The 19,323-nt window shown below is 61.9% G+C and carries 15 protein-coding genes, 4 tRNA genes and 1 pseudogene; 11 read left to right on the top strand and 9 right to left on the bottom strand.

The genetic code is table 11. The features are described 5' to 3' along the window. Positions 1-90: 90 nt before the first annotated feature. Positions 91-1,212: pseudogene (recA, locus tag MUN46_RS03525) on the bottom strand (recombinase RecA); the annotation flags it as partial. 324 nt (positions 1,213-1,536) lie between these two features. Between recA and MUN46_RS03520 the strand changes: the two are divergent. The 3 genes from MUN46_RS03520 (at position 1,537) to MUN46_RS03510 (ending at position 1,825) form a co-directional block, all read left to right on the top strand. Beyond that, a tRNA-Lys gene (locus MUN46_RS03520) sits at positions 1,537-1,612 on the top strand. Positions 1,613-1,638: 26 nt separating this feature from the next. Continuing rightward, positions 1,639-1,714, top strand: a tRNA-Lys gene (locus MUN46_RS03515). 35 nt (positions 1,715-1,749) lie between these two features. Then, positions 1,750-1,825, top strand: a tRNA-Lys gene (locus tag MUN46_RS03510). A gap of 247 nt (positions 1,826-2,072) precedes the next feature. Here MUN46_RS03510 and MUN46_RS03505 read toward each other — a convergent pair. Further along, complete coding sequence (locus MUN46_RS03505; RefSeq protein WP_243377311.1) at positions 2,073-4,052, bottom strand: FAD-binding protein; 1,980 nt, start codon at positions 4,050-4,052, stop codon at positions 2,073-2,075. A gap of 313 nt (positions 4,053-4,365) precedes the next feature. Between MUN46_RS03505 and MUN46_RS03500 the strand changes: the two genes are divergently transcribed. The 5 genes from MUN46_RS03500 to trmB all read left to right on the top strand — a co-directional run bounded on the left by MUN46_RS03500 (position 4,366) and on the right by trmB (position 8,077). Continuing rightward, the gene (locus tag MUN46_RS03500; RefSeq protein ID WP_243377310.1) at positions 4,366-5,268 is read left to right on the top strand and encodes a MerR family transcriptional regulator; all 903 of its coding nucleotides are present in this window, start codon (positions 4,366-4,368) and stop codon (positions 5,266-5,268) included. Between the two features lie 181 nt (positions 5,269-5,449). Beyond that, complete coding sequence (locus MUN46_RS03495) at positions 5,450-6,505, top strand: methionine ABC transporter ATP-binding protein (protein ID WP_243377309.1); 1,056 nt, start codon at positions 5,450-5,452, stop codon at positions 6,503-6,505. After that, a complete protein-coding gene (locus tag MUN46_RS03490) occupies positions 6,495-7,148 on the top strand; it encodes a methionine ABC transporter permease (protein ID WP_237978029.1) in 654 nt (217 codons plus the stop codon). Before MUN46_RS03495 ends, MUN46_RS03490 begins: the two co-directional genes overlap by 11 nt. A gap of 65 nt (positions 7,149-7,213) precedes the next feature. Continuing rightward, positions 7,214-7,287 (top strand) — tRNA-Gly (locus MUN46_RS03485). Between the two features lie 67 nt (positions 7,288-7,354). Beyond that, positions 7,355-8,077, top strand: coding sequence for a tRNA (guanosine(46)-N7)-methyltransferase TrmB (gene trmB, locus MUN46_RS03480; RefSeq protein WP_243377308.1), 723 nt, complete (start codon positions 7,355-7,357; stop codon positions 8,075-8,077). Positions 8,078-8,141: 64 nt separating this feature from the next. On the opposite strand, the gene MUN46_RS03475 is transcribed toward trmB, so the two are convergent. The 6 genes from MUN46_RS03475 to MUN46_RS03450 all read right to left on the bottom strand — a co-directional run bounded on the left by MUN46_RS03475 (position 8,142) and on the right by MUN46_RS03450 (position 13,310). Continuing rightward, the gene (locus MUN46_RS03475; protein WP_243377307.1) at positions 8,142-8,960 is read right to left on the bottom strand and encodes an undecaprenyl-diphosphate phosphatase; all 819 of its coding nucleotides are present in this window, start codon (positions 8,958-8,960) and stop codon (positions 8,142-8,144) included. 142 nt (positions 8,961-9,102) lie between these two features. After that, complete coding sequence (ettA, locus tag MUN46_RS03470; RefSeq protein WP_243377306.1) at positions 9,103-10,767, bottom strand: energy-dependent translational throttle protein EttA; 1,665 nt, start codon at positions 10,765-10,767, stop codon at positions 9,103-9,105. 72 nt (positions 10,768-10,839) lie between these two features. Next, positions 10,840-11,466, bottom strand: a complete 627-nt coding sequence (locus MUN46_RS03465) for a protein kinase family protein (protein WP_243377305.1) — start codon at positions 11,464-11,466, stop codon at positions 10,840-10,842. A gap of 55 nt (positions 11,467-11,521) precedes the next feature. Next, positions 11,522-11,935: a hypothetical protein gene (locus MUN46_RS03460; RefSeq protein ID WP_243377304.1), complete on the bottom strand. Its 414-nt coding sequence runs from the start codon at positions 11,933-11,935 to the stop codon at positions 11,522-11,524. A gap of 134 nt (positions 11,936-12,069) precedes the next feature. Then, positions 12,070-12,504, bottom strand: a complete 435-nt coding sequence (locus MUN46_RS03455) for a universal stress protein (RefSeq protein WP_243377303.1) — start codon at positions 12,502-12,504, stop codon at positions 12,070-12,072. Between the two features lie 17 nt (positions 12,505-12,521). Next, the gene (locus tag MUN46_RS03450) at positions 12,522-13,310 is read right to left on the bottom strand and encodes a tRNA threonylcarbamoyladenosine dehydratase (protein ID WP_243377302.1); all 789 of its coding nucleotides are present in this window, start codon (positions 13,308-13,310) and stop codon (positions 12,522-12,524) included. Between the two features lie 192 nt (positions 13,311-13,502). Between MUN46_RS03450 and MUN46_RS03445 the strand changes: the two genes are divergently transcribed. Further along, a complete protein-coding gene (locus MUN46_RS03445) occupies positions 13,503-14,426 on the top strand; it encodes a universal stress protein (RefSeq protein WP_243377301.1) in 924 nt (307 codons plus the stop codon). 155 nt (positions 14,427-14,581) lie between these two features. Here the strand turns inward: MUN46_RS03445 and MUN46_RS03440 are convergent, their stop codons facing one another. Continuing rightward, positions 14,582-15,070, bottom strand: a complete 489-nt coding sequence (locus MUN46_RS03440) for a single-stranded DNA-binding protein (protein ID WP_243377300.1) — start codon at positions 15,068-15,070, stop codon at positions 14,582-14,584. Positions 15,071-15,264: 194 nt separating this feature from the next. Here MUN46_RS03440 and MUN46_RS03435 point away from each other — a divergent pair, with 194 nt between their 5' ends. After that, positions 15,265-16,632 (top strand): chloride channel protein, encoded by a 1,368-nt coding sequence (locus tag MUN46_RS03435; protein WP_243377299.1) that lies wholly within the window; start codon positions 15,265-15,267, stop codon positions 16,630-16,632. A gap of 6 nt (positions 16,633-16,638) precedes the next feature. Further along, a complete protein-coding gene (locus MUN46_RS03430; RefSeq protein WP_243377298.1) occupies positions 16,639-19,053 on the top strand; it encodes an excinuclease ABC subunit UvrA in 2,415 nt (804 codons plus the stop codon). Positions 19,054-19,323 lie beyond the last annotated feature (270 nt).

Raw genomic sequence — 19,323 nt, 5'->3', positions numbered from 1 at the left:
CTTCTCCTTTTCCTTCGCTTTCGCGCCGGAGTCTTCTGCTCCTCCGGCCTTCTCCTCCTTCGCTTCGGGCTTTTCGGCGGGCTTGTCCGCATCCTTGGCCGGAGCCTCGGGCTTTGCGGCCGCCGCTTCGCCCGCGGCCGTCCCGGAGCCCTGAGCGTCGAGGCTGCGGATGCCCTTGATCGCGCGGATCTTGTTTTCAATTTCGCGGGCCACCTGCGGGTGGGCCTTCAGGTACTCGCAGGCCTTGTCCTTGCCCTGGCCGATCTTTTCGCCCGCGTAGCTGTACCAGGCGCCAGCCTTGTCGACGATGTCGAGGTCTGCCCCGATCGTGAGAATCTCGCTCTCACGGGAAATGCCCTCGCCGTACAGAATGTCGAAAACCGCAGTGCGGAACGGCGGGGCCACCTTGTTCTTCACCACCTTGACGCGGGTCTCCGAACCGATGATGTCATCGCCCTTCTTGATCGAGCCGCTGCGGCGGATCTCGATTCGCACGGAGCTGTAGAACTTGAGGGCGTTCCCGCCGGTCGTCACCTCGGGGTTGCCGTAGGAAACGCCGATTTTCATGCGGATCTGGTTGATGAAGATCACCATGCACTGCGTGCGGTTGATGGAAGCCGTGAGCTTTCGCAGGGCCTGGCTCATCAGGCGGGCCTGCAGGCCGGGAAGCGCGTCGCCCATCTCGCCCTCGATTTCGGCCTTGGGGGTGAGGGCCGCCACCGAGTCCACCACGATGAGGTCCACCGCGCCGGAGCGCACGAGGGCATCGCAGATGTCGAGCGCCTGCTCGCCGTTGTCAGGCTGGGAGATCAGCAGCTTCTGCAGGTCCACCCCGATGCGCTCCGCGTACTGCGGGTCGAGCGCATGCTCAGCGTCGATGAACGCGCAGGTGCCTCCCGTTTTCTGCATCTCCGCGACAACCTGGAGGGTGAGCGTCGTCTTGCCTGAAGACTCGGGGCCGAAGACTTCAATCACGCGGCCCCGGGGCAGCCCGCCGACTCCAAGCGCGATGTCCAGCCCGAGCGAACCCGTCGAGACGACGCTGATGTCCTGGTTCACGCTGCTGCTGTCCATCCGCATGATGGAGCCTTTCCCGAACTGCTTTTCAATGAGGGAAAGAGTCGCATTCAGCGCCTTCTGGCGCTCTTCCTTCTCCACGATCCGGACCGCGCGGGTCGACGCCTTGTCCTTGTTTTTCTTGTCTGCTGCCATATCAGTGTTCTCCGAAGGGGCTCCCGAAGGGCCCCTGCTGCGTTAATGAAATCGATTCGTGCGAAACACGCCGCCTTTGTTCTTTTTTCTCCAGGCCGCGCATCCCGCCTGTGCCTTTTTCTATATCTTGCCCTTATTTCTGAAGGGGATCAGTTTTTTAAAATTTCATTTTTATTAGAGGTTACCCTAATAAACGAGACCTGAGTTTTTAAAAAAACAGCCGGCGATTCCCCCGTTGATTTTTTCTCTTGACAAAAGCAAATAAAAAGTACTAAAATTCTTGGCCTAGCTAGCCGAAACGTGAAGCTTGACGAGCTTGGATTTGGGTCGTTAGCTCAGTTGGTAGAGCAGCGGACTTTTAATCCGTTGGTCGCGAGTTCGAGCCTCGCACGACCCACCACGATGGGCGGCTTGCAAAGGAATTATGGGCGCGTAGCTCAGTTGGTAGAGCAGCGGACTCTTAATCCGTCGGTCCAGGGTTCGAGCCCCTGCGCACCCACCATAATTCAAAGAAAAAGCCGTAAGGCTTTTCGATTTGGGCGCGTAGCTCAGTTGGTAGAGCAGCGGACCCTTAATCCGTCGGTCCAGGGTTCGAGCCCCTGCGCACCCACCAATTCGAAGGGTAGAACGCAACTGCGTTCTACCCTTTTTCTTATGCATTTTCCCGCCTTCCCGGTTCCCTGCTGGCCGCCTTCAGGCGGTGTTTTCCGCGGCAAAGCCGCCCCTGGGAGAGGACCGGGCAGAAAATCACCCGCGCCCCGCCCCTTTCGAGGACGGTGCGCGGGCGCATGGAGAGAAGGCTTCAGAACGGGGCACGCGGGGTAGGGAGAGCGGGCCGCGGCCCTGTCTGCCGGCGGCTCTCAGGCCTTGCGCCGGGCAAGGTACTTGCCGACCAGGCGTCCGAAAGTCACCGTGCGGCCGCAGGCCATGCCGGTCACGAGATTCGGGTAGGTATTGGCGAAATAAGAGCCCGAGTCATTTCCTACGACATAGAGGCCGGGAATCGGATTGCCCTCCGTGTCGATCGCATTCATGTGAGTGTCAATCTGGATGCCGTCCATCGTGCAGAGGATGTAGCCGCAGTTCTTCGCTCCATAGAACGGGGGCTTGTCGACGGGAGACAGACGGAAAGGCTCTTTCCCGTAGTCCTCGTCCTTGCCCTTTCTGACAAGCTCGTTGTAGCGGGCAACAGTTTTCTTCAGCTCCTCGGGCGGCAGCTTCAGACCCCTCGCCAGGTCTTCGATCGTGTCCGCCTTGATGAGGAACCCCTTCTCGATCAGCCCGGGCAGCATCTTCTCGACGGTCTGCCACGGAATGTTGGGCGCGGCGCCGTTCTCGAACGGATACAGGCGCGAGCAGCCGTGCTGCTTGAACTGCTGGACGTAGCGGGTCCAGTTGCTGTCAAAAAGGGTGTAGTGGCAGTGGCCTTTCTGATACTCGTCGGCGTGCAGAATGCCCTCGTAGGTGCCCGATTCGTTGAAAAAGCGGTGGCCGTCGGCGTTCACCTTGAGCCAGGGCTGGGAGCCCATCCAGAAAAAGCCGTTGTCGCCGGATTTGGCGGTCTCCACACCCACCTTCTGGTCGGGACGCAGCGCGCAGCGGTCAAACATCATCATGCTGTGCGTCTCATCCATTTTGGCGCCGACCCAGAGACAGGCCCGGATGCCGTCGCCGCGGGCGCCGGGCATGGAGCCGTTGCGGCCGATGATGCGCAGGTTCCAGGGCTGGAGGGCCTCCATCATCGGATAGTTCTGGGAGTAGCCGCCGGTGGCGACCACGACGCCCTTGCGGGCGTTGTACCGGACGTATTTGCCCTCGGAGTTCCTCGCGATGCATCCCGTCACGCGGCCGCCCTTCCTTTCGAGCTTCACCATCGTGGTCTCGTAGTCGAAGCGCGCGCCCTTTTTCACCGCATAGTCGTGAAGGATGATGTTGCCCGTAAGAACCGGTCCCTTGGAAGCGGACTGGATCTTGCCGCCGCCGATGGAATAGGGCCAGGCAGGCGAGTGCCCGGTCGGGAAATGATGGTAGCGGGACTGGTCCACCTTGTCGCCGGATTCGTGCACGAGCTTGATGCCGCGCTCCGCGAGCCGGTCGCCGTACCAGTCGATCGCCTCGCCCGAGCGGTCGCACCAGAGCTTGACCAGGTCCTGGCTGAGGTGCCCGGCGGCGTACTGGGTGGCGGCGGTGACGAAGTCGAACTTGTCAATTTTCGTGCCGTAGGCCTTCTGATACCTGGAATTGATGGCGCCAAGATCATCGCGGATGCCGGTGCCGGTGGGGAAGCGGTCGATGCCAATCACCTTTTCGCCCTCCTCCGCGGCGGCGGCCACGGCGAACATGCCGCCCGTGCCGCAGCCCACTACGAGGACGTTCGTGTCATAGGTCGCGGCGATGTCCTTCTCGGCAATCTCGGGGGGCTTGCCGAGCCAGTCGCCGCTGTCGGAGGACTCGCCCTTCGTGATCACCTCGACCGGAATCTCGCCCTTTGCCTGCGCGATGCACTTCGCTGCAGCCTGGCTCACAGCCTTGGAGGTGATGGACGCTCCGGAGACGGCATCGATTTTTGCGGACTGGGCCTTCAGAAGGTTCGCCTTCAGGCGCGCTCCGGCGGCCTGTCCAATTGAAGGAGTCTCATGGGAGACGTCGAGCACCACGTCCGTGATGCGGTCCTCGCTGAAGGTCATCGTGACGATGACATCGCCGATGCCCGAAGCCTTGGCGGAATAAACCCCGGGCTTGTACAGGCCCCTGGCGGAGGCTACGGAGGGCACCGCGGCGGCCGCTCCGGTGAAAAGGCTGCTGCGCAGGAAACTCCTTCGGGAAACGATCTTGTCCATGCTATGCTCCTGTGGTTGTTCATCTCAAGCCGCTGGGGCTTGAATTCTTTACAGGCATCTTGAACCCGGGTGCAGGACGCAAGTCAACGAAAGGACTAGGTCGGGATGACAAGGCTCGGCACTTCTACCGGACTACCCGAAAGCCCCGCCGCTGCGCACTCGAAGCCCCGGGCCGCCGTTTGAATGAGGGTTTCCACTTATGACACCGGCCCAAGCCGTTATTCTTCTTCTGGCCCATTGGCCCGGTCCTGGCGTGGCATAAATAAAATAAAAATAAAATCAAAGCGTTTTATAAAACACGAAGGACGCTGCAATGGAAGGAAGGGACAAAAGCTCTGGGCAGGACATCTACAGAATCGGCGAATACGCCCGCAGCATGGGTGTTACACCCGACTTTCTGAAGCACTACGAGGAGAACGGGCTGCTCTATTCGAAGCAGCGGGGCGGGGGCTACCGCTTCTACGCCTTCCACCAGTCTCCCGTCATCCTCGAGTGCATGAGGCTTCGGAATTACGGCGTCACCGTCCGGGAGATGCGCCCCCTCATCGACGAACTTCCGGCCGAGGAGGCTCTTGAGCAGCTCGACCTGAAAACGCAGGCTCTTCGCCGCAGGATCGAACGCGACAGTGCGGTCGTGGCCGAGCACGAGCGCCTGAAGGCCTGGTTTGCAGGGCGCAGGGACGCCGCCCGGGCCGCCGAGGCGGCGGGCAGGCCCCGCTGGGGCAGCGACTGGGAGGTCCGCGAAACTCAGGCCTGGCTGTACCTGCCGCACTCCACCGGGCTGTCCTTTCTCGACGATCCCAGGATCCGCGGCATTCTGCCCCGGTGGATCGACTGGATGCCCGTTGTCAAATCCTCTCTTTCAATCGAACCTCCGGCCGAAGGCGCCCCCGCAGGAACTGGCTCACAGGAGCTGGCCTTGAGCTGGGGGCTCATCGTGAAGGAGTCCGATGCGCACCGCTACGGCATCCCTCTGAACGAAGCCGTCACGCGCATTCCGCCCGGCAGAGCCTTCCTGCTGCACTTCTCGGAGCCGGACCGCGGAGACTGGGAGGATGTGCTTGAAGAGCGCTCGCGCTTTGCCCTGAAGCAAATCAAGGCGCTGGGGCTCAGACTGCGTGGATCCATGCAGATGGTGCTTCTCATGCATGCCCGGATGAATTCGGACGACGGCTCGCACGAACGCTGCGGCTTTTTCCTCGCCCCGGTCCATTAGCCGGGCATACGGCGCCTTTTTCGCCGGACTTTTCCGCGCTTCTCCCCCGGACCACCGGGTAATACGGCAAAAGCCTTCTCCACGGCCGCCCCGCGGCCCGCCCGCAGCCTTTAAACTTGCAGACTCGAGGCCGCCCCGTCAAAGGGAACGCGGCATGCGGCGGTTCAGGAAGAAAAAAGACATGATTGAACTACAACACATTTGGCAGACCTATCCCTCCCCGGACGGCAAGGGCACCCTGGATGCCGTGAAGGACGTCTCCGTCACGATCGAGGACGGAGAGATCTTCGGCGTCCTCGGCAGGAGCGGAGCCGGAAAATCCACTTTGGTGCGCTGCATCAACCTGCTGAACCGCCCGACGCGCGGCAAAGTTCTGGTCGACGGCCAGGATCTTCTCGCCCTGGACGACGCGCAGCTGCGGACCGTGCGCCACAAGATCGGCATGATTTTCCAGCATTTCAACCTCCTCTCCTCGAGGACTGTTTACGGCAACGTCGCCCTGCCGCTCGAGCTGACCGGAATGCCGAAGGACAAGATCCGGCAGAAGGTGGAGCCGCTTCTCAAGCTCGTCGGGCTCACGGAGCACCGCGACAAGTACCCCTCGCAGCTCTCAGGCGGACAAAAGCAGCGCGTGGGCATCGCCCGAGCGCTCGCCAACGACCCGAAGGTGCTCCTCTCTGACGAGGCCACCTCGGCCCTCGACCCGGAGACGACCGTCTCGACGCTCGCGCTGCTGCGCAGGATCAACCGGGAGCTCGGGGTCACCATCGTGATGATCACCCACCAGATGGAGGTGGTGAAGCAGATCTGCGAACGCATCGTCGTCATGGATCACGGCGAGATCATCGAACGGGGGTCCGTGCTCGATGTCTTCCGCAGCCCGAAGCACCCCACGACCCGCAGCATGCTGAGCGGCATCCTCTGCACGGAGCTGCCGCCCAGCGTGCTTGAAAAGATCCGCGCCGAATTCGCCGCCCACCCGGGGCAGTGCAACAAGGCCCTGCGGCTCACTTTCGTCGGCGAGGAGGCCACGCAGCCTGTCATCTCCACCTGCGCGACGGACTACGGGGTCAACTTCAACATTCTTGCCGGGCAGATTTCCGAAATCCAGGAAAAAACCTTCGGCAGCCTCACCGTGGTGGCCTCCTGCTCGCCGGAAGCCTACGATCGGGTCCACGCCTTTCTCCTGGCCAACCATATTCAGATTGAGGAGTTAAACGATGCTGTTGTCGCCTGAAATGTGGAAGATGCTGTTCGACTCGTTCCTGGAGACGCTCGAGATGGTGGCGATCGCGGGCTGCATCGGGGCGGCCATCGGCATCCCGCTCGGGGTGCTGCTGTTCTCAACCTCCCCGAAGGGCATCCGCCCCGCCGGAGCCTTCAACCGCGTCACGGGCATCATCGTCAACGCCATCCGCTCGACCCCGTTCATCATCCTGCTGGTGGCGATCCAGCCCCTCACGCGCCTCATCGTGGGCACCTCGATCGGCACCGCCGCTGCCCTCGTGCCGCTTACGATCGCCGCAGCCCCCATGATTTCGAGGCTGGTCGAGTCGAGCCTGCGGGAAGTCGACAGGGGCCTGGTCGAGGCGGCCCTCTCCATGGGAGCGACCGACCTGCAGATCGTGAGCAAGGTGCTGCTGCCCGAGGCGCTGCCCGGCATCATCGCCGGCATCACCATCGCTCTGGTTTCGCTGGTGGGCGCCTCGGCCATGGCCGGCGCGATCGGCGGAGGGGGCCTGGGCGATCTCGCCATCCGCTACGGCTACCAGCGCTTCATGCCCGAGATCATGTACACCGTCGTGATCGTGCTGATCCTCTTCGTGCAGGGCATGCAGTCGCTCGGCGACTGGACCGTCCGAAAGGTCTCGCACCGCTGAGATGCCCGCCCGGCCTGTCAGGGATTGGCAAAAATGTCCAATCCCTGATATCATTAGGGACTCATGCGGGTGTAGCTCAATGGCAGAGCTGTAGCTTCCCAAGCTACCTACGAGGGTTCGATTCCCTTCACCCGCTCCAGTTTCGAAACCGACGCGCCAGATTGAACGCGTCGGTTTTTTCGTCTGACAAAGGAAAACTTCGAGCCATGAGCACAGACCTCACTCCGGAGCAGCTCGAGGAGCTGAAAAAGCGCCACATCCGCAGCTTCAGCATGCGCCGCGGGCACATCAGCAACGCCCAGCGCCGCTCCCTCGACGAACTCTTCCCGCTCTATGAAGTCGCCTATGAGGAACGTCCGGCCGACTTCGAGACGATTTTCGGCCGCAAGGCGCCGCTTGTCTTTGAAATCGGCTGCGGCATGGGAGAGACCACGGCCGCCATCGCGCAGGCCCACCCCGAGATCAACTTCCTCGGCTGCGAAGTGTTCCCGCCGGGCGTCGGGGCTCTTGCCAAGCGGCTGAGCGAGATGTCACTCACCAACGTGCGGATCATCCGCCATGATGCGGTTGACGTGGTCGAGAAAATGATTCCGGAAGACTCCCTTGCCGGCGTCCACATTTTCTTTCCCGATCCCTGGCGCAAGGCCCGGCACCACAAGCGCCGCCTGGTAGCCCAGCCCTTCATCTCGAAGCTTTGCAGCCGCATTGCGCCGGGCGGCTACCTGCACTGTGCGACGGACTGGGAGAACTACGCCGAGCAGATGCTCGACGTGCTCTCGCACGAGCCGGCGCTGCAGGACTGGAAGGGATGCGGCTACTGTCCGGTGATGGCCAACCCCCTGTGCGAGCGCCCGAGCACCAAGTTCCAGCAGCGCGGCGAGCGGCTGGGCCACGGAATCTGGGACCTCGTCTACATCCGCAGGCCCTGAGACGGCGGGGGCGGCGCCCCTGCACAAAAGGCAGGGCGGCCCCGCGTCTCCGGCGCGGGCCCCGTCAGGGCAGGAAGGCGCAGTAGCCCAGCACCACCAGCCCGAAAACGATGCGGTACCAGCCGAAGCCCCGGAAGTTGTTGTGGGCGACGAACCTCAGGAGCCACTTCACTACAACGAGAGCCGACAGGAAGGACACTGCAAAGCCTATGGAAAGCCCCAGCAAGTTGACCTCCACCAGATCGGCGCGGCTCTTCCACAGATCGTAGACCGTCGCCCCGAAAATCGTGGGAATGGCCAGAAAAAAAGAGAACTCCGTCGCGGCCTGCCGCGACAAGCCGCAGAGCATGCCTCCGATGATCGTGGCCCCGGAGCGGCTCATGCCGGGAATGAGCGCGAAACACTGCATGCAGCCCACTTTCAGCGCATCGCGCCACGTCATATCGTCCATGGCGGCAACGCGCGGGCGGATTCCGAGCCGCTTGATCCTGTTTTCCACCCAGAGAATGATGACGCCGCCAACCACCAGCGCCGAGGACACCGTGACGGGGTTAAAGAGCCTGCTCTGGATAAACCCGGCCAGCAGAACGCCCGCCAGGGCCGCGGGCAGGAAGGCGACCACCGTGTTCACGGCGAGGTTGCGCTGGATGCCCGGACGAAAGAGGTTTTCCAGAACCAGCAGTATTCTGCTGCGGTAATGCCAGCAGACGGCGAGGATCGCCCCAGCCTGAATGGAAACGATGAAAGTGTCCTTGTCGGGCGGACGGAAGCCGAGGACTCCCGCTGCCACGATCAGGTGCCCGGTCGACGAGATGGGGAGAAACTCCGTGAGCCCCTCGACGATGCCCATCATGACAACCTGGAAGAGATAAAAAACGTCCATTTTCAGAAATCCGCTGACCGGGCGGGCGCACGCGGTCCTCCCGTGAAAGCCGCCACTTTAGCGCATTTCGCGTAAAAAAGCCGCCAACCGGAATCCGGACGGCCCCGATTCCGGTCCCAAAGAATGAAGGAGAGCCCTCTTCTCAGTGCTTGAGCGGCTTGAAGCGGATGCGGTGCGGCCGCGCCGCCTCCTCGCCCAGGCGGCGGACCTTGTCGGCTTCGTACTCGTGGAAGTTGCCCGAGAAAAAGACCACTTTGGAATCCCCCTCGAAGGCGAGAATGTGGGTGGCGATCCTGTCGAGGAACCACCGGTCGTGGGAGGTCACCATCGCGCAGCCCGGGAACTCGAGCAGCGCGTCTTCCAGCGCCCGCAGAGTCTCCACGTCGAGATCGTTCGACGGCTCGTCGAGCAGCAGCACGTTGCCGCCCGCAAGCAGGGTCTTCGCCAGGTGCAGCCTGCCGCGCTCTCCGCCCGAAAGGTCCCCCACCCGTTTCTGCTGGTCCTGGCCCTTGAAATTGAAGCGGCCGAGATAAGCGCGCGAAGGCATCTCGAACTTGCCCACCTGGATCACGTCGAGTCCGCCGCTCACGGCTTCGAAAACGGTCTTGTCGTTGGGCAGCGCCGTGCGCAGCTGGTCCACGGCCGCAATTTTCACGGTCGGCCCGATGCGGATCTGGCCCGAATCGGGCTGCTGCTTGCCGGTGATCATCCGAAAGAGCGTGGACTTGCCCGCGCCGTTCGGACCGATCACACCGACGATAGCCCCCGGGGGAATGACAAACGACAGGTCGTCGATCAGCAGCCTGTCGCCGAAGCCCTTGCTCACATGATCGAACTCGATCACGGACTTGCCCAGCCGGTCCGCCACAGGGATGAAAATCTCGTTGGTTTCGTTGCGCTCCTGATACTCGTAGGAGGACAGCTCCTCAAACCGGGCGAGACGGGCCTTGCTTTTCGCCTGCCGGCCCTTGGGGTTCTGACGCACCCACTCGAGCTCGCGGGCGATTGCCTTGCTGCGCGCCTCGTTCTGCCGCCGCTCGACTTCCAGCCGCTTCTCCTTCTGGTCGAGCCAGGAAGAGTAGTTGCCCTTCCAGGGAATGCCTTCGCCGCGGTCGAGCTCGAGAATCCATTCAGCTGCGTTGTCAAGGAAATAGCGGTCGTGGGTGACGGCCACAACAGTTCCGGGGAAGCGGTGCAGGTACTGCTCCAGCCACTCGACGCTTTCCGCGTCGAGGTGGTTGGTAGGCTCATCAAGCAGCAGCATCTCGGGCTGGGAGAGCAGCAGCCGGCAAAGCGCCACCCGGCGGCGCTCGCCTCCCGAGAGATTGCCGATGCGGGCGTCCCAGGGCGGCAGCCTCAGCGCGTCGGCGGCGATTTCCATCTGAGTCTCGGCGTTGGTTCCCGCCGCGGCAATGACAGCCTCAAGCTGCGCCTGCTCGGCGGCCAGCTTGTCAAAATCCGCGTCCGGATCAGCATATTCGGCGTATACCTCTTCGAGCCTCTTTCTCGCCTGCATCACCTCGCCCATGCCGGCTTCGACCGCCTCGCGCACCGTCGCCTCGGGATCGAGCTCCGGCTCCTGAGGCAGATAGCCGATCTTGAGCCCCTTCTGGGGAATGGCTTCGCCCTCGAAGTCCTTGTCGACTCCGGCCATGATCTTGAGGAGCGTGGACTTGCCCGCTCCGTTCAGGCCGAGCACGCCGATCTTCGCCCCCGGGAAAAAGGACAGGGAAATATCCTTCAGAATCTGTTTTTTGGGAGGAACGATCTTCCCAACACGATTCAGGGAAAAAACATACTGAGGCATACGGTGTCTCTCACTAACTGTAAAAAGAAGGTCCTGCCTTGAAGCGGGCGGCAGGCGCCCGTTGCCGCGGTCCTACTTGCGAAGCCCAAGGTAGCCCTTGATGCGCCAGAGGCTGCGCAGGTGGTTGCCGCGGCGAAGCCGCGCCAGCCGCTCCGGCCCCATGGCCTCGGGGTGGCATTCCTGCCACTTTTTCAGCACGCCGCTCATGTCGATGTCCTCGAGAATGCGGCGCAGCCCGCGGGGCAGCCAACGGGTGCTCACGGCCGCCTGGAAATCAATGAGTCCCGGCGTTCCATCAGGCCGGACAACCCAGTTGCCGGTTCCGCGGGCGTCGAGGTGGACGAGTCCTGCCCGGTGCACCCTCTCCATCAGGTCTTCCATGGCCTTCAGGAATGCCACAGTCATCCGCTCGGGCTCGCGCGCGAGCACCCGGGAGAGCGACTCGCCCGGCACGAAGGAAACTGCGATGGCGCTGCGGTCGATCCTGAAACCTTCGGAGGGCACGCCGTCGACGCCCTTCAGAATCCGTATCGCCCTCAACTCGCGCCAGAAAAGAAACGGGGCGAGGAACACACGGACAGGAAAAGAGCGGCTTGAAAAATCCTTCACCGTCCAGTCCCTGCCTCGGCAGGAAAAAAGGGACACGCGCGCGTTGGCCGCATGCCCCTCCCGGAGCAGCTTCAGGGGCCCGGCTTCCATCTCCGCCCTTGTAAAGGCGCGGCCGCCGGAAGGCTGCTGCGAAAGCATTCAGCGATCAGAGGCCAACCAGGCCGCTGCCGGAGATGCCGCTGCCGCCCTGAGGAGGAACCTGGAAGCCCTCCGTACCGGGAGTCACGATGCGGTGCGCGGCCTGCTCGCGAAGATCCTCAAGTCTCTTGAGCGTGTCCTCGACGCCCTGCTTGGCGGCCTCCCCGTAGGACGCCACGGCCTCGGCGAGCGTGCCGGCCTTGATCTCGAAGCTGATCGGCAGCGCCCCCATGTGGGTCATGATCTGAACCTCACCCATGAAAACCGGAGTCCTCGAGGCGTCGGCCGTGCCGTCAGCCTTGACGGGCGTCAGCACGCGAATCGTTCCTACCTTGCGGTCAGAAATGATTTTTTCCTCGAAAAGGTTGCCGGCATCCATCTCTGCCTTGAGTCCGCTCAAATCCGCCATGTTCTCTTTCATCCTTTCTGTTAAAAGAGGCCCCTCAGCTAAAGGAAAGGCCCTGTAGCGCAAAGCTTACATTATCCCACATTCAGCCGAGGAGCTCGGCGCGCGGCGAAGCACCCGCACATCCGCCGGGCCGGCCGGCGGGACTTTCAGCGGACGACGAGGACGGGCACCGGAGACTCCTTGATGACCCTGGCCGTCACGCTGCCCAGGAGCACAGCCGACAGCCCGCTTCGCCCGTGGGTCGCCATGACGATGAGGTCGCAGCCGCGGCTGCGGCACGCCTCCAGAATAGCCTCGGCAGGCGTATTGCCTTTAACCGGCAGGAACTCCGCGGTCATGCCGTTGCGCTCCGCAAGTCGCTTGGCCTCCTCGAGCCTTTCTGTGGTCTCTGCCTTCACGCGGTCGTTGTAGGACTCGAAGCTCTCGGGCCTATAAGCCGTTACGTTCGCATACGAATAGGGTTCCTCGGCCGAAACCACCAAAAGCTGCGCCCCAAGCTGCTTCGCCAGCTTCATAGCCTGGTCGATGCCCTTCTGGGCAAGCTCCGAGCCGTCCGTTGTCGCAAGAATTTTTTTAAACATATTGTTTTTCCTCCTTCTCAGACCTGGTTCCGGGGCGCCCCGGCGCGCGCCCGGGCCGCCAGTTCACCAAGCACCAGGGAGGCAAGCCTCAGTCCGAAACTGGCCGTCACCGTCATGACGGTGCCCAGGCCAGCGCCCTGAGGAAGCTTCGCCGCCTCCTCCGGCGGAAGCCTGCGCAGGGGCTCTGTGGAATAAACCGCCGTGACGTGAAAGCGCTCGGAGCGGCCCTTAGCGCTTCCCCGGGGAAAGCCGTACCGCGACCGCAGCTCGCGCCTTAACGCCGCGATAAGGGGGTCGGACCTGACGTCTGCCACATCGGCCGCCTGGATTTTCCCGGGATCAACCCGGCCCGCCCCTCCCCCGCTCGTCACCGTGAAAAGTCCCCTGCCGTGGCCCCAGGCGATCAGGGCGGCCTTGGCGCGCAGAGAGTCGATGGCATCAATCAGTCCGTCGGCCTGAGGCAGTTGCTCATCAATGCGCTCCGCTTCAAGCACCGTGCAGAGTCCCTGCACCCGGCAGTCCGGGTTGATCAGCCGGACGCGCTCGGCCATCAGCTCCGCCTTGGGTCGTCCGTAGGCCCCGTCGAGAGCGTGGCACTGGCGGTTCGTGTTGCTCTCCTCGCTTACGTCGCCGTCGACCAGGGTAAGGCGGCCGACGCCGGCCCTCGCCAGCGCTTCGGTCGCCCAGGATCCGACGCCGCCCATGCCGACTACGATGACGTGCGCCTGCTGAAAATAATGAGCGGCTGCGGGGCCGTACACCCTTTCGATGCCGCCGAACCGCCTCTTGTCTGTTGTTGTTCCCATGGGTTCGTTCCTGTGGCTGCCGGCATGCCGTTCCGGGACGGAAAGCAGCCGGAAGAAATGTAGCGCAACTGCTTTTAGTTGCGGTAAAGTGATATTAAGCCTGAACCCGGCGCTGCAAGGGATTTAAGGCCGGGTTCTGTTCTTTACCGGGCTCCTTTTACGGATCCCGCAGACAGATTAAAGAGGCCACTTATGAAGATCCTGCTCCCGATTGATGGCAGCGAGTACAGCAAAAACGCCATCGACTTCGTCGCTTCACGCACAACGCTTCTTGGGACCAATCCCAAAATCGAGCTTCTGAACGTGCAGGTGCCTCTGCCGGCCCGGGCAAGCCGCCTGGTGGGCCGCGAGGCACTGGACAAGTACTACAAGGAAGAGGCTGACAAGGTTTTTGAAGTCGCGAAGAAATCCCTTAAGCGCAACGGCATCGAAGTGGCGGAGAATTTCGCCGTCGGAGCGCCGGACGAAAAGATTGCAGCCGAAGCTGAAAAGCTCGGCGCCGACCTTATCGTAATGGGTTCTCGCGGTCTCACGCCCCTCAAGGGGCTCTTCCTCGGCTCGGTCACCACAGGCGTGCTCGCCCGCACCAAGTGCCCCGTGCTGCTGCTGCGCGGCAAAGAATCTCCGACCACCGATGCCCTGAGAGTCGGCATCGCCGTCGACGGCTCCAAATACGGCCAGGCTGCAGTCGACCACGTCCTCAAGGACCGTGCACTGTTCGGCAAAGATGCGAGCTTTTTCCTGATCAACGTGGTGAACGACTATGCGGGTGCCGTCATGCCCGACATGGCCGGCATGGCCCTGCCCGCGCTTTCCGAGGACGAGATCCTCGAGCTGCAGAAAAAAGAATTCGCCGAGACTGTTTCGCCGCTACGCCCGCTGTTTGCTAATGCGGGCATCAAGCCCAAGGAGGTCTGCCTGGTCGGCAACCCGAGCGATGAGATCGCGGCTTACGCCAAGAAGAGCAAGCTGGACATCCTGGTGATGGGCTCCCACGGCTACACCCGGTTCAAATCGGCCGTCATGGGCTCCACCGCCACCCATATCGCTGCCGAAGGCAACGTGCCGCTGCTCATCATCCGGGCCGGGGATTCCACAACCCCCGACGCGGCCTGAGCCCCTAATGCCTGCCGCCCGCTCCCGGCGGCGGGCGCAGGAAAAAAATTCCCCCCGTCCTGATCCGGCGGGGCGTTCCGCTCTGCAGGAAGCTGCAGCCGGAAGCCGCCCCGCGGCCAGACGGGGGTGTATTTGCCGCGGAGAAACTTCTTTCCTTAGAAGGGGATGTCCTCTTCCAGGCTGTCCACATCACTGGCCGGAGCCGCGGGCTTCGGCGCAGCAGCAGGGGCCGCGTGCGGCTGATTCAGGTTCTGGCGCTGTGCGGACTCGAATCCCGCGGGCGCATCGCTCTGCGAAGGCGCCGAGCCGGCGTTGGCGCGAGCGCCAAGCTGCATGGACTCTCCGATAATCTCGGTCGAATATTTTTTAACGCCGTCCTTTTCATAGCTGCGGGTGCGCAGCCGGCCCTCAATGTAAACTTCGCTGCCTTTCTGGAGGTACTGCTGCGCGATTTCTGCCGACCGGCCGAAGAGCACGACGTTGTGCCATTCGGTTTCCTCCCTGCGGTTTCCGTCGCGGTCCTTGTAGCGCCGGGAAGTAGCGACGGCCAGATGGCAAATGGGAGTGCCGCCCTCAGAGGCGTAGCGCGTCTCGGGATCCCGGCCAAGGCGGCCTAGCAGAATGACTTTGTTGACTGATGCCATGTTTTTTCTCTCGTACACGTGATAAAAATAAGGAGGCCGCCCTGCGTTCGCCCGGGGAGAGCCATGCAGGGAATTATATGAGCGTTGCAAGGAAAATCCCGCGGTTTAAAAATCGATTTTTAAACCGCCGTCCTTTCGCCCCGGAAGCGGCTGCCTTATCATCCCTGCTCTGAGGCCGCCGTCAACTTTTCCCCATGAAACCCATCCCACCCGAACGCACGCAACTCACCGCAGAGCTACGGCACCAGTTCCGAGAATCTCAGCTGCTCGGCGCAGTCGGAGCCGCAGGGCTTGTCCTTCAGGCCATAGCGATCGGGCTCTTCTCGGGCCTCACCATCGGGGTCTTCAGACTCGCATATTCGGCCCTTAACGCCACCTCCGTCTTCAGGGCCTCGCAGTGGCTCCTCATGGGATGGAGAGGACTGGCCATCATCACGGCGTGCCTCGCGGCGCTTTGCCTGCTTTCCGGCCTGCTGCTTCGGATTGAACCCATGATCGGAGGCAGTGGCATCCCCCAGGTGGAGCTCGCCCAGGCGGGAAAGTACCCCCCCATGATCTGGTACCGCGTGCTCGCGGCCAAATTTCTCGCCACGCTTACTTCGCTCACGGCCGGATTGTCGGTGGGCAGGGAAGGGCCCTGCATTCAGATGGGAGCAGCCATAGGCGTCGGAGTAGGCAGCTTCTTCCACGGCCGGCACGCCCAGGACATGCACCGCTATCTCAGCGGCGGGGCCGTGGCCGGCATGACCTCTGCCTTCTCCTCCCCGATCGCGGGCGTGCTCTTCGCGATCGAAGACATGCGCATCGTGCTTGACCGGCGAATGTTCCTGTTTCTGGCCATCACCGCCCTGACGGCCTGGGCTTCTGTGAGCGGCATTCTGCACCTGCCCCTGGTCATGCCTTTCTCACGGCTTGAAATCCTCACCCTGGGCCAGGCCTGGATCATCCTGCCTGCGGCCTGCCTCATGGGAGCGCTGGGCGCCGCGTACAGCCGGGCGCTGATCGGCTGCACCCTGTGGGAGGACCGCTGCGCACGGCTCACCGGCTGGAAACGCCTCGCCCTGCCTTTTTTCTTCTCCGGTGCCCTTCTCTACGCCTACCCCACGGTCCTCGTCGGCTTCGGGCCGTCGCAGGTTGGGCTTGAAATGACCAGCCTCACCCTTGCCTCGCTTGCCGTCCTCTTTCTCGTCAAATCGGCTTTTTCCTGCCTGAGCTTCGCCTCCGGGGTTTCAGGCGGCATCCTGATGCCCATTCTCATGGCGGGGGCCGTCGCGGGCTCTGCCTGCGCCAAGGCGCTTCTGTTTTTCGGGCTCATTTCAGAACCCCAATACGGAACCGTAATGGCGGCCTGCATCGCGGGATTTTTTTCCGCCGTCGTAAGGACGCCGCTTTGCGCAGCGGCGCTGCTGCTGGAGATGACCGGAGCTTGGTCGAGCTTCCCCGTCATTGTGGCCGCATCGCTCATCTCCGGCTGGATCGCGGACGCGACCGGCACGCGGCCTGTTTATGAATGCCTGCGCAACCGGATCCTCGAGCGGCAGGCCAGAACCCGGGAGGCTTGAACGTCCATGCAGATTTCCGGCGCCAGAACCCACAACCTCAAGAACATCTCCCTCGGCCTGCCTCAGGGCCGGCTCATCGTCATCACGGGCCCCTCAGGCTCCGGAAAGAGCTCACTGGCCTTTGACACGATTTACGCCGAAGGGCAGAGGCGCTTTCTAGAAGGGGTCACGGGATTCGCCAGGCAGTTTCTCACGCTGCTGCCACGACCCGATGTCGACTCCATCGATGGGCTCTCGCCCACAATCGCTGTGCGGCAGCTCACCAGGGGAGGCTCCCCCTTGTCAAGCGTCGCAACCTCCACGGGAATCGCGGAACTCCTGAGGCTGCTTTTTGCCAGGGCCGGAACCCCGTGCTGCCCGATCCACGGCATAGAACTTAAGGCCACTCCGATTTCCTCCATGGCCTCCAGCATTCTCGAATGGCCTCAGGAAACGCCGGTGCTTGTACTCTCGCCGGTCACCTTCGGTACCGGCTTCGATTTTTCAGAGTTTTTCCGCCGCATGGCTTCACTTGGCTTTCAGCGATTCCGCGTTGGCAGCGCCATCATGCTCCTTGACGAAATCAACCCTGAAAGCCTCACCGCGTCGCCTCCCGGCCGCTTGGACATTGTCGTCGACCGCCTCAAACTCCGTCCGGGCTCCCGGGATAGGCTGAGTGAGAGCCTGGAGCTCGCCGCCAGCCTCTCGGGCGGCAAAGTCGGAGTCATGCACTACAGGACGGGCGAAGAGCTGCGCTTTTCCACGAATTACAGCTGCCCGGAATGCGACTTCTCCTTCTCCAGGCTCGAGCCTTCCCTCTTTTCTTCGCTGAGCCCTCAAGCGGCTCCGGCAGAATCGGACGCAGGGGATCGAGAGGCCGCGCTGCACGTTTTCCTTGGCTCCCCGAAAGGCCCGAACTACCCCGCTTTACTGTCCCGTACCCTGTCAGATTTCGGGGCTTTCTTTGAAACTTTGAAGTTTGAAGATGCGCGGGCCGCCATCGCCGACCCCGTGCTTCAGGAAATAAAGGCTAGGGCAGGATTCCTCATTCAAGCGGGCCTCGGCTACCTTTCGCTCTCAAGAACGCTGGACACACTTTCGGGAGGCGAAACTCAGCGCATACGCCTGGCCGCGCAGCTGAGCACTCGGCTCTCCGGCGTCACTTATGTTCTGGACGAACCCTCCGCGGGCCTTCATCCCGCTGAAAACGACCGGCTGATTAACACGCTGCTCAGCCTGCGAGGCCAGGGCAACACCGTCATCGTGGTGGAACACAGGGAAGAAACCATGAAGGCGGCAGACTATCTGGTGGATATGGGCCCCGGAGCCGGAGAGCACGGAGGCATGGTCTGTGCGGCCGGGACACTCAAGGAGGTCATGGCCTCACCTGCGTCCCTTACCGGAGCCTTCCTGTCGGGCAGAAAAAAAATGCCGCTCCCGGTCAAGCCCCGTGTCCCGGGCAAGACCTGGATCACCATCCGCGAAGCCCGAGCAAATAACCTGAAGGGCATCAGTGTGCGGATCCCCGAGGGCTGCGTCACAGCAGTCACCGGGCTGTCCGGATCCGGAAAATCTTCTCTGGTCAACAACGTTCTATACAAGGCCGCTTCCCGGATGCTCAACCATGCCGATGGCGCGGACCCGGTCGCCTGCACAGGCATCGAGGGACTTGAAAATTTCAGCCGGGTCCTCATGGTCGATCAGTCTCCAATAGGACGAACGCCTCGTTCAATCCCTGCATCGTACCTTGGCCTTTTCCAGCTCATCCGCGAAGTGTTTGCGGAAATGCCTCTGGCGAAGGAGCGCGGATATACAGCCGGTCGGTTCAGTTTCAACATTCCGGGCGGGCGGTGCGAAACCTGCCAGGGCGAGGGCATACGACAAATCAAAATGCAGCTGCTGCCCGATGTGTTCGTTCCCTGCGACACCTGCCACGGAACCCGTTACAACAGTGAGACGCTTGAAGTACGCTACAAGGGTTTGAACATTGCTGAAGTGCTGGACCTCACCGTTGAGCAGGCCATGGAGCACTTCAAGGCCAGGCCCGCCATCATGAGAAAACTCCGGGCTCTGGCCGAAGTCGGGCTGAGCTATATCCATCTGGGCCAGCCTTCCCACACACTTTCCGGCGGAGAGTGTCAGAGAATCAAAATCGCCGCGGAACTGGCCCGGCCGGACGTTGGGCGGACTCTCTACATTTTTGACGAACCCACAGCAGGGCTCCATATGTCGGACATTGCAGTGCTTTCAAACATATTTCAAAAACTCTGCGACGCGGGCAACACCGTCGTGCTGACTGAACACGAACCACAGATCATCGCCTCTTGCGACTGGGTAATTGATCTCGGCGGACGGGGGCCAGAGGGAGGTTGGCTGGCCGGGGAGGGAACGCCGTCCTATATCAAATCCCTTCCGCAAAGCCTTACAGGAAAATATCTGTAAAAAATCTAAATCCCCTTACCTTTGGTATACAAGCATTAGCGAACCTTTTGGCAAGCTTCCGCGCCCAACGGGAAAAGCTTAATTTTAGAAACCGAAATTCTCTTTTTATTTTTTAAGCATCAACGTCCTTGACGGCCCCTACTTTTCACGATTATGCGATTAATCAGAGGATTGCTCGCGATTTGTGAGATCAGCTCTGACGCGTACGCCAACCAAAGTTCAAGCTGCTCAACTTTCCTGTTTTGAAGAAGGATAAGTTTTAGCCAAAAC

The organism is Mesosutterella faecium, assembly GCF_022809315.2.
Lineage (GTDB): Bacteria > Pseudomonadota > Gammaproteobacteria > Burkholderiales > Burkholderiaceae_F > Mesosutterella > Mesosutterella faecium.
The sequence above is the reverse complement of the archived record's forward strand: the minus strand, read 5'-3'. Positions and strand labels throughout refer to the sequence as shown.

Coding starts and splice junctions, on each gene's coding strand:
- MUN46_RS03450 (WP_243377302.1), bottom strand. CDS start 13,310: ATGGGAACAACAACAGACAAGAGGCGGTTCGGCGGCATCGAAAGGGTG.
- MUN46_RS03440 (WP_243377300.1), bottom strand. CDS start 15,070: ATGGCATCAGTCAACAAAGTCATTCTGCTAGGCCGCCTTGGCCGGGAT.
- MUN46_RS03495 (WP_243377309.1), top strand. CDS start 5,450: ATGATTGAACTACAACACATTTGGCAGACCTATCCCTCCCCGGACGGC.
- MUN46_RS03455 (WP_243377303.1), bottom strand. CDS start 12,504: ATGTTTAAAAAAATTCTTGCGACAACGGACGGCTCGGAGCTTGCCCAG.
- MUN46_RS03505 (WP_243377311.1), bottom strand. CDS start 4,052: ATGGACAAGATCGTTTCCCGAAGGAGTTTCCTGCGCAGCAGCCTTTTC.
- MUN46_RS03475 (WP_243377307.1), bottom strand. CDS start 8,960: ATGGACGTTTTTTATCTCTTCCAGGTTGTCATGATGGGCATCGTCGAG.
- MUN46_RS03430 (WP_243377298.1), top strand. CDS start 16,639: ATGCAGATTTCCGGCGCCAGAACCCACAACCTCAAGAACATCTCCCTC.
- ettA (WP_243377306.1), bottom strand. CDS start 10,767: ATGCCTCAGTATGTTTTTTCCCTGAATCGTGTTGGGAAGATCGTTCCT.
- MUN46_RS03445 (WP_243377301.1), top strand. CDS start 13,503: ATGAAGATCCTGCTCCCGATTGATGGCAGCGAGTACAGCAAAAACGCC.
- MUN46_RS03460 (WP_243377304.1), bottom strand. CDS start 11,935: ATGAAAGAGAACATGGCGGATTTGAGCGGACTCAAGGCAGAGATGGAT.
- MUN46_RS03465 (WP_243377305.1), bottom strand. CDS start 11,466: ATGGAAGCCGGGCCCCTGAAGCTGCTCCGGGAGGGGCATGCGGCCAAC.
- MUN46_RS03435 (WP_243377299.1), top strand. CDS start 15,265: ATGAAACCCATCCCACCCGAACGCACGCAACTCACCGCAGAGCTACGG.
- trmB (WP_243377308.1), top strand. CDS start 7,355: ATGAGCACAGACCTCACTCCGGAGCAGCTCGAGGAGCTGAAAAAGCGC.
- MUN46_RS03500 (WP_243377310.1), top strand. CDS start 4,366: ATGGAAGGAAGGGACAAAAGCTCTGGGCAGGACATCTACAGAATCGGC.